The organism is Verrucomicrobiota bacterium (assembly GCA_037139415.1).
Taxonomy (GTDB): domain Bacteria; phylum Verrucomicrobiota; class Verrucomicrobiia; order Limisphaerales; family Fontisphaeraceae; genus JBAXGN01.
Genome location: JBAXGN010000195.1, coordinates 1 through 15204 on the forward strand (window position 1 = coordinate 1; position 15204 = coordinate 15204).

Here is a 15204-nt window from a genome sequence, read left to right on the forward strand (position 1 = left end):
ATTGCCTCGCCGGCTACCGGTGGGTGGCGGGTGGAAAACGACCCCGTCCGTTTCCGGTGAACCCTTTGAGGTGGTCATGCTGGAGATGGTCGGGAAACATTTGCGGCTCCAACGAATGTCGGGTTTGGCCGCCATCATCGCGAGTTGGCATCCCACGCATATCCTTCTGGATAGCGACCCGGCAACAATGCTGGTTCGCCAGGCTTTGGGCATCGCCCGTCGTCAGCAGTATGATCCGCCCCGGGTTTGGGCCATGACGGCGGAAAACCTTAAACCGGACTGGCCCCGGGATATGGCCTTGGGTTTCGCCAAGTTAAAACCGGGCCTCGTCGTTGGGCCATTGATCACTGGTTGGTTGCGTCGCATCGCTCGCCGACAGTTGAGTCATGTTTTCACGTTGAGCCGGGACGGCACTCGGGTGATGCAGGAGTTGGGTTTTTCCGGGCGCGCTACCCAGATACCATTGGGATTGGACCGGACGTTGTTTTACCCTCGTTCGTCCGAGCAAATTGCCGAGACACGTGCGCGCTTGGGACTGCGGGAGAAAACGATCGCGTACTTCGGGCGCCTGATTCCCGAGAAAGGCCTGCATATCCTGCTGACCGCCTTGGCGGGGATCAAGCAACTGCGCTGGCAGTTTTTGGTGGATCGGTTTTCGGACTATCAGACGCCGTATATTCAGGAAATCAAACAGCAGGTTGAGTCCTTGGGGCTGACTGATCGGGTGGTGTTCTTTGACGCTGCGCATGCGGAAATGCCGCTGTACATGAATGCAGCGGACTTTGTGGTCTTGCCTTCGGTATCCACTCCCAAATGGAAGGAGCAATATGGTCGGGTACTGCCGGAAGCCATGGCCTGTGGTAAGATTGTGGTGGGCAGTCGAAGCGGTGCGATTCCGGAATTGATTGACGATTGCGGTTACCTTTTTCCCGAAGGAGACGCCTGTGCGTTGGGAAAAATACTGGCGGAGCTGGTTTGCGCCCGAGAGGAGACGCTGGCCGACCTGCGCCGCAAAGCGACGGCGCGGGCGCATGATCGGCTTTCCGCCGATCATCAGGCGCAAATCTGGCTGGATTTGGCCAAAAAAGAGGCTCAAAGCAAGGCCGCAAAATGAAGTTTCACTCAAAAAAAATTACTACGCCGATGTGTCCGCACCGGCAGAAAAAATGCGAGCGATGCAGCATGATCCCACTCGTTTATCCCGAATGCAATCCCGCGCCTCAGCTCACATCCAAAACTACAGCATTGAAAAAGCTGTGTCGGGCACCCTGGCCGCAGTCCAGTACTGCCAGCAAAACCAACAATCCGCCTGACCGAAACACCGGTTTCCTGAAGCACTGGCTCACTGGCTCACCGGCCCCCCGCCCCACCGACTCACCGCCCCACTGGCTCACCGAAACACCGTCTTTCCTGCTTCCTCCAACTTCCTGTCCGCCTTGAATCAATGCCCCTTTACTTCATCCTTGCCTTGATCTGCATGGGTATGGTCGCCACCTTCAGTAACTGGCGGCATGGTATCTACTGGATGGTCGCCATCGCAATGATGCAGGATCCGATGCGGAAAATGACGCCGGGCGTACCGGCGCTCCTGGTGTTGTCCATCATGCCCATCTGGATGACGATGATTCTGAAAATGCTGGGCTCTGAGCGCAACCCGCTGATTAGGTTCAAGGCTTGCCATGCCCGGATGCTTACCTTTATCGGGCTCTTCCTTTTAGCGCTGGTGCCTTCGGCGGTGCAATCCTTCTCTTTGGGATTTGCGGGATTGCAACTGGCCATCATGGGCGGATTCAGCTATATCGGCTCACTGCTGAGTTTGCTGGCTGGCTATTATTTCATACGGCATCCCACCGATCTGGATCGGCTGCTCAAGTTTTATTGTATCGGAACTGGCATCCTGCTTATCGGTGGCCTGCTGGAGGCTGGGGGCATAACCCCAAGTTGGGCCGCCGTCGGCACCAAGGCGATGGACATGGATTGGACTCGGGGCTGGGTGGGTGGTTCCCTCAATTTGCGGGCGGGTTTCTACCGCAGCCCGGACATCATGGGCTGGCATGCGGCGGCCGCCTGCCTTTTGGCATTTCTCCTGGCGTCAAACCGGGTGGGTGCCGGGCGTGTATTTTGGTTGGGGATGGCCGCTTGGGCGTCGGTCTCCGTGATGCTCTGTGGCCGCCGCAAAGCGTTTATGATGCTGCCCGTGTTTGCCCTGACATTTATCTGGATTAACTTTCGCGGCAAAGCCCGGATCGCCCAAACTTTGGGAGTGCTGCTGGTAGCGTTGCTGTTTGGAACGGTGCTCTATGGGCAAATGGCGTCCTCCGCAGACACGGAGGAATATTATTTCAAGCAAACCAGCCAGGATTTCCAAACCCGGGTACTGGATTACGTCGTTGACTCAATCGTCGGAACATTTGAACAGCAAGGTTTCTGGGGGGCAGGCTTGGGAACTGCCACCCAAGGGGCTCATCATGTGGTGCAGGCTGAATCGTCAGGTGCGAGCCGTTCTCGCATGTGGCAGGAGGGCGGTTTGGACCGCATCTTGGGGGAATTGGGATTAATCGGGTTTGCGTGTGCCGCGGGATTCGGTATCTTGGTGTTGTCAAAGATCTTGTTGGTCAGCCGGTCGTATCGCGATTCGCCAAATCGGATGCAAGTCACCCTAGGGGCCTTCGTCGTCGCTAACGCGGCGAATTTCGTGTTATCGCATCAGGTCTTCGGCGACCCATTCATCAGCACCTTTTTTGCTTTCCTGACCGGCGTTGTGCTCTCCATGCCGCGGCTTACTCGGGAATCGGCTGCCGACGTGGCACCCGTCATGGCTGCCTCAGTCGTTAATCATCAAGGAATGCCTGCTGCCCTCTCCCCGTTTGCAGGTGATGCTCACGGGCCTGACTCGGATATACCGTCCCACCGACTCACCGACTCACCGACCCACCGCCCCACGGATTCATCGCAATCCTGAAACGCCATCTGCAATTCCATGCCGCAAAAGTCCAGCTCGGTAGCCCTGATGTCCACCAACCCGTCTGGCTTCGTCGGCAGCATGGCTCGCTACGAGTCGTTGGTCATTGCCGCCAACGAAATCATGGCGCAACAAACCGGGCATTCTTTCCGCACCGTGTCGCTGGCCATGCCTCTCCGAAGGCTCCGATTATTCCCGAGAAAAATCAGCACCGTGGTCCATCACCTCTGGATTAAGTCTAAAATGCAGATGGTCCGCCAGCAGTCCGAGCGTGAATTGCTTCATATTCTTGACGGCAGCCACGCGTACGCGCTCGATGCCACCCACGGAAAATCCGTGTGTACTGTCCACGATCTCATTCCCTGGCATCAGATGCACGGGCGTTTCGCCAGTCGCCCGCCGGGTAGATTTGCGCGTTGCATCATCCACCAGAGCACTACGGCACTTAAAAGTTGTTCGCGATTAATTGCCGTTAGTCACTGCACCGCCGCCGATTTACAGCATGAATTCGGGATTCCCAATACTGGCATCAGCGTGGTTAACCCCGCTCTTTCCCCGGATTTCATGTCGTCCATGAACCAAGACATTGCCGCACCGGGTCCACCACCCAGACCGTTCATTCTCCACCTCGGTAATAATGCCTTTTATAAAAACCGCACGGGTGTCCTGCGGATATTCGCCCAAACCAAGGGGCCACCTGACCTGGAATTGATCATGGCCGGGCCACCCCCAACCACCGAAATCCAGTCGCTGGCTGCTGAACTGAAAATCCAACCCCGCGTGCGGTTTATCCACGACCCCTCGGAGATGGAAGTGCGATCACTTTATCACCGGGCCGTCTTACTCCTCTTTCCCAGTCTTTATGAAGGCTGGGGCTGGCCGCCCCTGGAAGCCATGGCTAGCGGCTGTCCAGTGGTCTGCTCCAACGCCGCCTCCCTACCCGAGGTGGCGGGTGACGCCGCCCTTACGGCTCCCACGGACGATATTCCAGGCTTGGCGATCCTATGTCAGCGCGTGCTCACCGATCCTATTTTACGGCAGAACATGATCGCCAAAGGCCGCCAACATGCCACCCAATTCACCGTGAAACGCATGGCCGAAGGCCTATCCCATGCCTACACCAAATCTGCAATGTAAACCGTCTGCATAATCGGGTTCCCAATTTCAAGTTTCAGGTTTCAAGTTTCAGGTTTTCATGCATTGGTTCCCAATTTTTTTGCCAGATAATATTTTTGCCATGTCCGGCTTCAGAATCCCATATTTCTGCCGGTTCATTTTTCTACAAAAACTCAGGTTTTATTTCTGTTTTCTGCTTTCTGCTTTTTTTTGCTTATGGATTGCTCTGCAAAAGTTGGTTCCCATCTTTCTGCCGGTTCATTTTTCTGCATAATCGGGTTCCCATTTTTATGCCAGATAATATTTTTGCCATGTTCGGTTCCCCATTTTCAAGTTTCAAGTTTCAGGTTTCATCCTTGTCTTTTACCGTTTCGACTTTCTGCTTTCTAAATCACCCCCGCCCCCTCCATGCCCACCATTCTCGTCAACGCCTTGTCGGTTTTGAATCAAAGTGGACGCCATGTCCTCCTTGGCCATCTTTCGCGTTTGGCAAAGGCGACTCGCGGGACCCACACGTATGTTGTTTATTACCATTACCGTAGCGAAGATATGGTCAGGGACTTGGGCGACAACGTCGCCTGGAAAAAGTGTCCAGATTTCACCCACCATTGGCTTTTTAGAACCTTATGGGAGTCCTTCACGTTGCCAAAACTAGTCCAAAAGGAAAAATTCGATTTCTCGTTTACACCTAGTGGCACGCATAATGCGCGGTTAGGTTTACCGCAGATCGTTTTCGCACAGAATCCATGGTGCTTGGTTCGTGGATTGGAGCGGTCAAAAATCGAACATGTCAAGGCCTGGCTTCAGCGGGCAGCATATCGTCAAGCCATGAAGAAATCGTTGGTCATGGTTTTTAACTCAGAATATATGCACCGAGCATATACCGACAACGCTGGATCGGAATGCCAGCGTCATGCCATCGCCTATCAAGGCATTGCCGAAGAAACTCATGCGGCAGCAGTTAAATCGCGCGGACGGATTGCCCGGAAACCTCTCCAAATTGCCAGCGTCTCTGCCATGGCTCCGCACAAGGGCGTTGAGACCGTGGTTCAAGCTCTGGCGAAACTACGGCGAACTCGCAATCTGAGTCCATCCTTGTTGTTGATCGGCATCTGGCCGGTGCCTGCGTATGAGCAACGAATCCGCAGGTTAGTTATTGCCACCGGTTTGCAAAATGTGGTGACATTTTTAGGGCATGTCTCACAGGAGGATTTATACCGGTACTATGCTGAGTCTTCCGTTTTTTGCCTGATGAGCCAGTGCGAATCCTTCGGCATTCCAGCGGTGGAAGCACAGGCATTCGGCACTCCCGTCGTAAGTTCAAACTGCTGTGCAATCCCTGAAGTCTGCGGTTCAGGGGGCATATTTCCCGCCCCCGGCGACGTCGCTGGCACTGCAGGTGCCCTGGCTGAGCTCCTCACCCGGCGGGATACTTGGAATCGCCTATCCACCGCCGCAGTCCAAAACGCCGCCAAGTACCACTGGGATATCTGCTCCCAACCCCTCATCTCCACCCTCCAAACCCTACGCCGAGAATCCATCTGACTTATGCAGCGCATTTCTCAGTTTGTGTTATCAAAATTATCTCGGATAACGTCACATGGAGGTTTTTTGCCGGAGATCGATGGGTTGCGGTTTGTCGCCATCATGTCGGTGATCATTTATCATTTGCATGATTACTGGATCAAAAAACCAGTGGTGGCACGGTACGAAGAAGGCCTTGGTCGATTTATTGAAGTTTTGGCGCTTCAAGGATGGTTTGGTGTACAATTGTTTTTTGTAATCAGCGGCTTCATTCTAACCTTGCCGTTTGCTGCTCATCATCTGGAAGGGCGACCTGCCGTTGGCATTAAAAGCTATTTCCTTCGACGCCTCACGCGACTTGAACCAACGTATCTCATCAATCTTTTATTGATTTTTACGCTCCTGATTGTCGTCAATCATGCGTCATTCTTGGGTCTGCTGCCGAATCTTGGCGCGAGTGCCATCTATCAGCACGGGTTACTTTTTGGAACCATGAGCACTGTCAATTTCGTCACCTGGTCGCTCGAAGTTGAAGTGCAATTTTACATCCTGATGCCTTTCTTTTCATTGGTTTTCTTAGTGAAAACCCATTGGATTCGCGTCCTGCTGCTTGTTCCTGCGATGCTGTTTTTTGCCTTCGTCGAAAAACACAAACTGGTATCGGGCTTTTGCCTGCTCAGCCATTTGCAATACTTCTTTGCTGGAATACTGTTGGCGGACATCTATTTAACCACTTTAAAAAATTGCCAGGCCGCCCTATCTTGGACTTGGGATTTTGTTGCGGCCACATCGTGGATTCTAATCGTGTTCATTCTGGTCCGTGCTGAGGCGTTTACACTCATTCTGCCTTTTCTAATAATTATCGCTTACGTAGGTGCATTCAGAGGGCGACTGATGAACCGAATATTCCGGAGCCCTTGGATTGTAACTATTGGCGGAATGTGCTATACGATATATCTCTATCATTTCTATATCATCTCGCTCATCGGGCATGGCATCAACCGGTTCTTTTATGGATGTCAACCTATGGTTGCTTTTGTCGCGTATAGTCTTATTGTCATTCCCGCCATCATTGGTATTGGGGCTATCTTATTCATTCTCTTTGAACGGCCATTCATGAATAAAGCATGGCCAAAAGAATTTTGGTTATCTGCAACCCGCCAACTTCACTTTAGGGATCGCCGCGGCCGTGGCTGAAGTGGCAGGCAAACAAGTCGTCATCAAATCCATTCCCGGTCCCATCGAGGTCCAATCCCGCAATTTCAGCAACGACCGCATCTATTCCATCGGCTGGAAATCCCGTTTCGATCTCAAGGCCGGCATCCAGCTCACCTACCCCTGGATCGCCGCCCAAGTCAAAGCCACCGGTCAAAAAGAGTAAGAGTATCATTCTCACACAAAGCCACGAAGTCACTAAGCAGACGTCTTAATTGATCATTGTTTCATCATTATCTCTTGGCTCTTCTTCGTGCCTTTGTGCCTTCGTGTGAGAAAAATTCAAACATGGTTCACACCAAGCCACCAAGCCACTAAGCGGACGTCTAAATTGATCATTGTTTCATCATGGTCTTTTGACTTTCTTCGTGCCTTTGTGCCTTTGTGTGAAATTAAAATTTAAAACATAATACTATGAACGAAGAACTGGAACAAATAGCCAAAGATGTCGTAGACGCCTCCGTAAAATTGCACATGAAACTGGGCCCCGGCCTTTTGGAATCCGTGTACGAAGTCATCCTCGCGCACGAGCTGGAAGCAAGAGGATATCGGGTGGAGCGTCAAAAACCGATCCCGATTCAATATGATGGCCTGGTCTTCGACGAAGGATTCCGAGCGGATCTGATCGTGAACAACTGTTTTCTGATTGAACTCAAATCAGTCGAAAAGCTTGCCCCGGTCCATGGCAAACAAATTCTGACCTATCTCCGGCTACTCGGTTTCCGGCTGGGCTTACTCATAAATTTCGGCGAAGCCTTGGTTAAAGACGGCATCAAGCGCGTGGCAAATTAACTTCGGATTTTGGCTTTTTCTTCGTGCCTTTGTGCCTTCGTGTGAATCGAATTCCTCACACAAAGCCACGAAGACACTAAGTTGTCGTCAAAGCTAATCTGTTTTTCATCCTAGTCTTTTGTCTTTCCTTCGTGTCTTCGTGCCTTTGTGTGAGCCAAGTCTTTGTCCATTGTTTCTAGCAGCAAATGAGTGTTTCATCATGTTTTTTGGTCCTTCTTCGTGTCTTCGTGCCTTCGTGTGAGCAATGTCTTTGTCTAATTTTTCTCGTAGCAAATGAGTGCCTCCCTTGACATTTCCGCAAACCGCTCCACCTCCAAATACACTCCGCGCGAGCAATTCCTCCGCGTGCTTTGGGGTTTCGCCAAACTCCTATTCCGCTTCAGCCCCCGCCCGTGCTTCGGTTGCCGGCGTTTCATCCTGCGTTGTTTCGGAGCCACCGTGGGAAAAAACGTCAACATCTATCCCAGTGTCGTCATTTACTTCCCTTGGAACCTGAAGATCGGGGACTGGAGCGCGATTGGAGAGGACGCATTAATCTATAATCTTGGCCCCATCACCATTGGCCAAAGTGTAACCATCTCCCATCGTGCCCACCTGTGCGCTGGCACCCATGATTATACCCGGGCTGATATGCCGCTGCTGAAACCGCCGATCACCATTCACGATCAAGCCTGGATCTGCGCCAATGCCTTGGTCGGCCCGAACGTCACCATAGGGCAAGGTGCCATTGTCGGCGCCGGTGCCGTCGTCATGAAAAACGTCGAACCCTGGACCATCGTCGCTGGCAATCCCGCTGTTAAAGTCAAAGATCGCGTGATAAGTGAAAAGACACCCTGATAACTCGAACCAAGAACTGTTCTTTCTCCGTTCTTCAAGTTGCAGCTTCGTTTTCAAACCAATAACAATTAACTGATAACCGATAACGGGCCCTTATTTTAACTGTGAACCGATACCGGAGACCGGTTTTCATTTTCAAGTTTCAAGTGTTGGGTTCCTCATCTTTCTGCCGGTTCATTTTTCTGCAAGATCGGGTTCCCATTTTCAAGTTTCAGGTTTCAAGTTTCATCCTTTCCTCTTAAATGCTTTCAGTCCTGATCCTCACCCTGAACGAGGAAATCAACCTCCCGCGCTGCCTAAAATCAGTCGCTTGGGCGGATGATATTCTCGTCCTCGACTCGTTTAGCACGGATGCCACCCTTGCCATCGCGAAGGATCATGGCGCAAGGGTGTTACAAAACCACTTCGTAAACTTTGCCGAACAGCGTAATTTTGGACTACTGCATGGCAACTTCAAGTACCCATGGATACTGCATTTGGATGCCGATGAGGAGGTGTCTCCCGAATTGCGTGATGAGTTGCTCGCGGTCGTTCAATCCGGTGATAAAGACGCCTACCAACTGGCTTCTAAAATGATGTTCCAAGGACACTGGCTCAAGCACTCGGGTCTATACCCATGGCATCAGGTGCGTGTGGGAAAACGTGAGGCCCTAACGTTTATCCAGGTCGGGCATGGCCAGCGTGAAAACCTCAACCCCGCGCGCATTGGCACCTTGACAAATCCACTTATCCATCATTCCTTTGCCAAGGGTATTCATGATTGGGTCGAAAAACACAACCGCTACTCCACTGCCGAAGCACGGCATTTCGTAGACACCATTGGGAAGCAGCCGCTGGATCGGATGGGATTAATTTCAACCGATCCTGTTCGCCGAAAACGCGCCTTAAAACACCTTTTTAGCTTCATGCCCTGTCGCCCGCTCTTGCGCTTTTTGTACATGTACTTCTTTCGGTTGGGTTTATTGGACGGCATATCCGGTTATCATTACTGCCGTTTGCTCTCCTTTTATGAATCCATGATCGTCATCAAAATCAGGGAATTACAGGCCAAACAGCACCAAAGTTGCTGACCAGCCCATGGCAAACCGCGACCTATTTCTGCTTTCTGCTTTCTGCTTTAATTAATCTGTGTTTATCAGTGTCAATCAGTGGTTAAAAATGAAGCCGTCCCCGTTTTCAGGTTTCAGGTTTCATCCTTGTCTTTTAACGTCTCAGCTTTCGGTTCTATTTTTCTGCCGGTTTATTTTTCTGCAAGATCGGTTTCCCAATTTTTATGCCAGATAATATTTTTGCCATGTCCGGCCTCCAATTTTAAAATGTTCTTCCTTAAAAAACTCCTTTCCCGCTTCTTTTTTCCCGTACCCGTGTGCGCCGAGTTATTATTGATCGGTCTCTTCCTGCTGCTATGTACCAAACGCCAGCGACTGGCCAAAGTTTTCCTCATAGCCGGCACCGCTTTCTTCCTGCTCATCAGCCTGCCGATCCTCCCAACCCCGCTTTTTGAACCCCTCGAACGCAAATACTCCCCAGTCTTGGTTAACCAACAACCATTACCCGATACCCCCCTCCCCGTCCCCAATAACCAACAACCATTAACCAATAACGCGCCTGCCACGCGCCTCATCTGCGTCCTTGGCCTAGGGGTTTCGGCTAATACCAACCTGCCGGCTCACGCCCGGTTCAATTCGGACTTTCTCCCGCGTTTACTTGAAGCCGCTCGCTTGCACCAGACCATCCCCGGCTCCATCATCCTGGTTTCCATCGCCGGTAAAACCATTCCCGAACCCGACAAAGTCAAAGTCCTGGCCGAGTTTTACCACATGATGGGAATCCCCACCAATCACTTCACGGTTTACGGCGATGCCGTGGACACTGAGGGGGAAATTCGATTCTTCAAGGCACAGGCCGGCACCAACCAAGTGCTGCTCGTCAGTGCGGCCTCGCACCTGCCGCGCGCCATGCTAATGGCACAACGCCACGGCCTCGTCGCGATTCCCGCGCCGACAGCCTATGTGGTGGATAAAAGCCAGGACAAGCAAAGCCCATTCGATCCCTCCTCCTTCTTCCCAGGCGTCGGAAACATCAAACTAGTGGAGCGCGCCACCTACGAATACCTCGGCCTCCTCTTTGAAAAACTCAAATAACCGCGAACTGTTTCAAGTTTCAGGTTTCAGCCTTGTCTTTTAACGTTTCTGCTTTCTGCTTTAATTAATCCGTGTTTATCAGTGTCCATCAATGGTTAAAAAATGAAGCTCGTTCCCATTTTCAGGTTTCAAGTCTTGGGTTCCCATCTTTCTGCCGGTTCATTTTTCTGCAAGATTGGCTTCCCAATTTTTTTGCCAGATAATATTTTTGCCATGTCCGGCTTCCCATTTTCAAGTTTCATCCTTGTTTGAAATACCTCCTCCTCAACCAAACCTTCTGGCCCGACCACATGGCCACAGGTCAATACCTCACTGAACTGGCGCAGGGACTGGTTCAACGTGGTCATCAGGTCACCGTGGTTTATATTAGGCTTTCAACATGTCACAAGGTAAAGTTAAAAGCGACTCATTAGAATATCGTCCGGCCATTGACGGCTTGCGTGCGCTTGCTGTCCTTTCGGTGTTCATCTTTCACCTGAACCATAGCTGGCTTCCTGGTGGCTTTGTCGGTGTTGACGTGTTCTTTGTCATATCTGGTTACCTAATCACTTCCATCATCTTCAAAGAGTGTCAAAATGGCTCGTTTTCCCTCAAAAAATTCTATCAACGTCGCATTGCAAGAATTTTCCCTGCCTTCTTCACGGTGGCATTGGTGACTCTTATTGGAGCGCGCTTCATCTATTCGTCGCAGGACTTTGCTTCTACGGGTGCAACTCTAACAGCAGCGGCTCTTTCCGTTGTGAACATGAAGTTAATGGTGCAAGGGAACTATTTTGAAATGTCGCCTGATGCTCAGCCATTCCTTCATTATTGGTCCTTGTCGGTCGAGGAGCAGTTTTACTTATTTTTCCATCTACTTCTATTATCGATGTTTACGTTTGCCCGCAAGCGCTTGGTCTTGTTGCTGGGTTTGCTGTGCGCGTTAAGCTTCCTGGCTTGTGTTGTGGTTACACGTTTCAAGCCGGATTGGGGGTTCTACCTGTTGCCAACTAGGGCATGGGAGTTGTTTGTCGGCAGTCTATTGGCAGTGTGCGGTGGCAGCACTAAACTTGTTCCATCGGCACGCTGGTCATGGTGGGCTTCGGTTTTCAGCCTTGTTTTAATCGCGCTGTCCTTCGTTGCACTCCGTGAAGGGAACCACTTTCCAGGCTACTGGGCGTTACTTCCCGTCATTGGATCTGCCGGTGTGCTTGCAATGAACAGTGGTGGTTTAAGCGAAAAATGGTTGGCACTGCCTCCTCTGGTGTTGATCGGCCGAATTTCTTATTCCCTTTATCTATGGCACTGGCCCATTTTTGCCCTGGTGGATTACAGGTTGTATTTTGTTTCAGAGCCTGCGCGTTTGATGTTGAAAGTTGGCTTGAGTTTCCTCTTTGCCTCCTTGAGTTTTTGGCTCATTGAGAATCCCATGAGGGTCTTTTTAAATCGTCGGCAAAACATGCCTTGGGCCTATGGGGCTTTATTTTGCGCCTTAATAATTTGTGTGCCGCTCGGAATTGCTGTTAGGATGGCCTTTTATCTCAATGCCGAACCCAACACTGTACTGAAAGGCGGACTAGTTTTTAATGCGAAAAATGGTTCTAAATCGGTCATCCTCATGGGCGATAGCAATGGTTCTATGTATGGCGAGGTGATGAAGAAAATTTGCACCGACCTGAATTTCAAACTTTCCGTGATTAGTGTTGCAGCGGGGGATCCGCTGCCGTCCACTACAAACGGTGCCTGTAGCCAGTTGTGGTTGGATTCATTGGCCGCAGTCAATCGAGAAAAACCAGATTTTTTAATTATCAGCTGCCACTGGAGCAGCAAACTCAAGGGAGACACGCAAAGGCTTGTGTACGCGATAGAGGCGCTTAAAAAAAACGCTAGGAATTTGGTGATTCTTAATCAGCCTCCCATTCTTCCAAACAATATCAATCGCGCTGCCATCAGAGCTGGGGCGCGTCCGCCATTTTATGAGGACAAAGAAACTCGCCGACGCCGCTTGGAGGCCAACGAATTTTTGAAGCATTTCATTTCGGAAAACTGTAGCGTGATTGACGTTTCCATTCATTTCCAAAAAAACACAGGCGATATCTTGTTTTGTGATGGCCAGGGCAGAGAACTATACCACGACGCAACTCATTTGTCCGGATTTGGTGCTGATTTGATACTCCCTGTTCTAATGCGAACCATATTGTATTACCTCCAGAGCGGCGCCAAGTCTCCATACAACCAATAACCGATAGCGTTTTCCTCCCCCTCGATGACCATGAACTGATATCGGTCAGGAATCGGAAACTGAGCACAGTTGAAATATTTATTATTAAATCAAACCTTCTGGCCCGACCACATGGCCACAGGTCAACACCTCACTGAACTGGCGCAGGGACTGGTTCAGCGTGGGCATCAGGTCACCGTCGTCACCAGCCTCCGGGCTTACGATGCCCCGGATGTTCTTTTCCCAAAACACGAAGTCTGGCAGGGTATCAAGATTTACCGTATCGGATCAACCGGCTTCGGCAAAAAGGCCAAGTGGCGGCGGGCCGCTGATTTCGCCTCGTTTCTACTGCTGTGTACCTGGCAGCTTCTCCGTTTGCCGCGCCATGATGCGGTGATTGCGCTCACCAGTCCGCCTCTCATCTCCGCCTTTGGTGCCGCCATTGCCCGCCGCTGGCACGCAAAATTTTATTACTGGGTCATGGATTTCAACCCGGACGAAGCCATCGCTGCCGGCTGGCTCCGGGCCGGTTCCCTGGTGGCCCGAATCCTGGAACGCATCTCCCTCTTTAGCCTCCGTAACGCCGAAACAATCGTCGCCCTCGACCGGTTCATGAAAGACCGCATTGTCGCCAAAGGCATTCCTTCAGATCGGGTCGCGGTCATTCCTCCCTGGTCCCACGATGACGATGTAGCATTTGACCCAGCAGGCCGTGAGCGTTTCCGGAAGGAGCACGGTTTGGATGGCAAATTCGTGGTTATGTACTCCGGCAACCACAGCCCCTGCCACCCCCTGGACACCCTGCTACAAGCCGCCGAAAAACTTCAACAAGAACCAAGAACCAAGAACCAAGAACCGATAACCGATAACGCTCCTTCCCTCCCCCCCATTAACCGACAACCGATAACCAATAACGACATCCTCTTCGCCTTCCTCGGCGGCGGCAGCGAGTTTGCCCGGGTAAAACAATTCGCAGCGGAACGGAAATTGACGAACATCCTTTGCCTGCCGTATCAGCCGCTCAACCAGCTTTCCGCCTCCCTCTCCGCCGCCGACCTGCACACCGTGGTGATGGGAGATCCATTCATTGGTTTGGTCCATCCCTGCAAAATTTACAATATCCTGGGCGTGGGCACTCCCTTCCTCTACCTCGGTCCCGCCCAAAGCCACATTGGCGAAATCATCTCAAATCTTGGTACCCTAACCCCATCCGCCTCCCATCGCCACGGCGACGTGGACGGCGTAGTGCAAACCATCCTGAAAATGCAACGCGCAAAAGAGAGTGGTGTTCCAGATATCCCTTCTGCGGCCACCTTCTACCCCTTGGGGGAGAAGGATAGGATGAGGGGGTTCATGGGGAGTGGGCCATCCGTCCCTTCCGCAAGCGCGGCCAACTGCGAACGGACAACCACATTTTACAGCAAACAAACCTGCCTACCCCAATTCCTAGCCCTCCTGAATCCCAATAACCAATAACCGATAACCACGAACTGTGGGTCTTCCGTTCTTCAACTTTCAACTTTTGTATATCTGTGTTCATCCGTGTTAATCCGTGGTTAAAAAATGAAGCTCAACCGCGAACTGCGAACTGTTTGAATGTGATTTGGAATAAGCGCGGCCCAATTGACATTCGTCTCTGAGAATGTAGACTGCTACTAAAGATTATGAAAGCGATTGCAGAAATAACGAAAGAAGCCATGAAACTACCACCCGGGCAACGCTTAACATTAGCGCGAATCCTCCTTGACGCATCTGAAAACCAGCCCGATTACTCGCCTGCCATTGAAGCCGCTTGGGAAAAACTTATTTTCCAGCGAATCGATGATGTCAAATCCGGGCAGGTAAAATCCAGCAATTGCAATGATGTTTTTACACGTCTTGACAAGCTCTTTCCGGGATGAAAATTGAGCTTGTAGAGGCTGCGGAAGCAGAGTTGACCGAGGCGATTGCGTACTATGAGGACATTGAGTTTGGATTGGGGCTACGTCTGAAAGACGAAATCCGCAAGGCCATTGCATGGATTCAATCGCATCCAGAACTACCTTCCCTGCGCGCCAAGGGGTACCGTAGAATCAATCTTAACGTGTTCCCCTACTATGTTGCGTACATTATTTGGAAAGACACGGTTTGGATAGTGGCGATAGCTCACAGTTACAGACTGCCTGAATATTGGATTAAAAGAAAGCGGGGCTGGATCTGATTTTCATTGATCCTTTTAATTTCATGCATTTGAAACGTTGAACTGTTGAACCTTAGAACTCTTCAATTAGTATACTTTTGCCTTCAAACAGCGAACGACGAACCGCGAACCACGAACGGTCTTTGTTTTAAACCAAGAACCACGAACGGTTTTTGTATTGGGTGTGTGACCGGAGAATAACCCAAAATTAAACCGCCTGTAGAAACAGGTATTT

15 protein-coding genes are annotated in these 15204 nt (G+C 51.1%); 14 read left to right on the forward strand and 1 reads right to left on the reverse strand.

Annotated elements, in window-relative coordinates; translation table 11 throughout:
• The 10 genes from WCO56_24640 to WCO56_24685 all read left to right on the forward strand — a co-directional run.
• Positions 1-1114: glycosyltransferase (locus tag WCO56_24640; GenBank protein MEI7732783.1), on the forward strand; the 1114-nt coding region annotated here is incomplete at its 5' end.
• A gap of 330 nt (positions 1115-1444) precedes the next feature.
• A complete protein-coding gene (locus WCO56_24645) occupies positions 1445-2962 on the forward strand; it encodes a hypothetical protein (GenBank protein ID MEI7732784.1) in 1518 nt (505 codons plus the stop codon).
• 18 nt (positions 2963-2980) lie between these two features.
• Positions 2981-4099 (forward strand): glycosyltransferase family 1 protein, encoded by a 1119-nt coding sequence (locus WCO56_24650; protein ID MEI7732785.1) that lies wholly within the window; start codon positions 2981-2983, stop codon positions 4097-4099.
• Positions 4100-4945: 846 nt separating this feature from the next.
• Positions 4946-5623, forward strand: coding sequence for a glycosyltransferase (locus WCO56_24655; GenBank protein ID MEI7732786.1), 678 nt, complete (start codon positions 4946-4948; stop codon positions 5621-5623).
• A gap of 3 nt (positions 5624-5626) precedes the next feature.
• Positions 5627-6799 (forward strand): acyltransferase, encoded by a 1173-nt coding sequence (locus WCO56_24660; protein MEI7732787.1) that lies wholly within the window; start codon positions 5627-5629, stop codon positions 6797-6799.
• On the forward strand, positions 6792-6983 hold the full coding sequence (locus WCO56_24665) for a hypothetical protein (GenBank protein MEI7732788.1): 192 nt from the start codon (positions 6792-6794) through the stop codon (positions 6981-6983). The genes WCO56_24660 and WCO56_24665 overlap by 8 nt, the downstream gene beginning before the upstream one ends.
• Before the next feature lie 248 nt (positions 6984-7231).
• Complete coding sequence (locus WCO56_24670) at positions 7232-7609, forward strand: GxxExxY protein (protein ID MEI7732789.1); 378 nt, start codon at positions 7232-7234, stop codon at positions 7607-7609.
• Positions 7610-7882: 273 nt separating this feature from the next.
• Positions 7883-8446: a putative colanic acid biosynthesis acetyltransferase gene (locus tag WCO56_24675; GenBank protein ID MEI7732790.1), complete on the forward strand. Its 564-nt coding sequence runs from the start codon at positions 7883-7885 to the stop codon at positions 8444-8446.
• A gap of 242 nt (positions 8447-8688) precedes the next feature.
• Complete coding sequence (locus tag WCO56_24680; protein MEI7732791.1) at positions 8689-9516, forward strand: glycosyltransferase family 2 protein; 828 nt, start codon at positions 8689-8691, stop codon at positions 9514-9516.
• A gap of 246 nt (positions 9517-9762) precedes the next feature.
• Complete coding sequence (locus WCO56_24685) at positions 9763-10590, forward strand: ElyC/SanA/YdcF family protein (GenBank protein ID MEI7732792.1); 828 nt, start codon at positions 9763-9765, stop codon at positions 10588-10590.
• Positions 10591-10718: 128 nt separating this feature from the next.
• On the opposite strand, the gene WCO56_24690 is transcribed toward WCO56_24685, so the two are convergent.
• Positions 10719-10937 carry a hypothetical protein gene (locus tag WCO56_24690; GenBank protein ID MEI7732793.1) on the reverse strand — a complete coding sequence of 73 codons (219 nt, stop codon included), beginning with the start codon at positions 10935-10937 and terminating at the stop codon, positions 10719-10721.
• A 32-nt stretch (positions 10938-10969) separates the two neighbouring features.
• On the opposite strand from WCO56_24690, the gene WCO56_24695 reads away from it, so the two are divergent.
• The 4 genes from WCO56_24695 (at position 10970) to WCO56_24710 (ending at position 14990) form a co-directional block, all read left to right on the forward strand.
• On the forward strand, positions 10970-12811 hold the full coding sequence (locus WCO56_24695; protein ID MEI7732794.1) for an acyltransferase family protein: 1842 nt from the start codon (positions 10970-10972) through the stop codon (positions 12809-12811).
• A 69-nt stretch (positions 12812-12880) separates the two neighbouring features.
• Positions 12881-14266, forward strand: coding sequence for a glycosyltransferase family 4 protein (locus WCO56_24700; protein ID MEI7732795.1), 1386 nt, complete (start codon positions 12881-12883; stop codon positions 14264-14266).
• Positions 14267-14454: 188 nt separating this feature from the next.
• The gene (locus WCO56_24705; GenBank protein ID MEI7732796.1) at positions 14455-14691 is read left to right on the forward strand and encodes an addiction module protein; all 237 of its coding nucleotides are present in this window, start codon (positions 14455-14457) and stop codon (positions 14689-14691) included.
• Positions 14688-14990: a type II toxin-antitoxin system RelE/ParE family toxin gene (locus tag WCO56_24710; GenBank protein MEI7732797.1), complete on the forward strand. Its 303-nt coding sequence runs from the start codon at positions 14688-14690 to the stop codon at positions 14988-14990. Before WCO56_24705 ends, WCO56_24710 begins: the two co-directional genes overlap by 4 nt.
• Positions 14991-15204 lie beyond the last annotated feature (214 nt).

What these genes read in the sequence shown, in the direction of transcription:
- WCO56_24645 (MEI7732784.1), top strand. Translation starts at nt 1,445, where the DNA reads ATGCCCCTTTACTTCATCCTTGCCTTGATCTGCATGGGTATGGTCGCC.
- WCO56_24650 (MEI7732785.1), top strand. Translation starts at nt 2,981, where the DNA reads ATGCCGCAAAAGTCCAGCTCGGTAGCCCTGATGTCCACCAACCCGTCT.
- WCO56_24655 (MEI7732786.1), top strand. Translation starts at nt 4,946, where the DNA reads ATGCACCGAGCATATACCGACAACGCTGGATCGGAATGCCAGCGTCAT.
- WCO56_24660 (MEI7732787.1), top strand. Translation starts at nt 5,627, where the DNA reads ATGCAGCGCATTTCTCAGTTTGTGTTATCAAAATTATCTCGGATAACG.
- WCO56_24670 (MEI7732789.1), top strand. Translation starts at nt 7,232, where the DNA reads ATGAACGAAGAACTGGAACAAATAGCCAAAGATGTCGTAGACGCCTCC.
- WCO56_24675 (MEI7732790.1), top strand. Translation starts at nt 7,883, where the DNA reads ATGAGTGCCTCCCTTGACATTTCCGCAAACCGCTCCACCTCCAAATAC.
- WCO56_24680 (MEI7732791.1), top strand. Translation starts at nt 8,689, where the DNA reads ATGCTTTCAGTCCTGATCCTCACCCTGAACGAGGAAATCAACCTCCCG.
- WCO56_24685 (MEI7732792.1), top strand. Translation starts at nt 9,763, where the DNA reads ATGTTCTTCCTTAAAAAACTCCTTTCCCGCTTCTTTTTTCCCGTACCC.
- WCO56_24690 (MEI7732793.1), bottom strand. Translation starts at nt 10,937, where the DNA reads ATGACCACGTTGAACCAGTCCCTGCGCCAGTTCAGTGAGGTATTGACC.
- WCO56_24695 (MEI7732794.1), top strand. Translation starts at nt 10,970, where the DNA reads ATGTCACAAGGTAAAGTTAAAAGCGACTCATTAGAATATCGTCCGGCC.
- WCO56_24705 (MEI7732796.1), top strand. Translation starts at nt 14,455, where the DNA reads ATGAAAGCGATTGCAGAAATAACGAAAGAAGCCATGAAACTACCACCC.
- WCO56_24710 (MEI7732797.1), top strand. Translation starts at nt 14,688, where the DNA reads ATGAAAATTGAGCTTGTAGAGGCTGCGGAAGCAGAGTTGACCGAGGCG.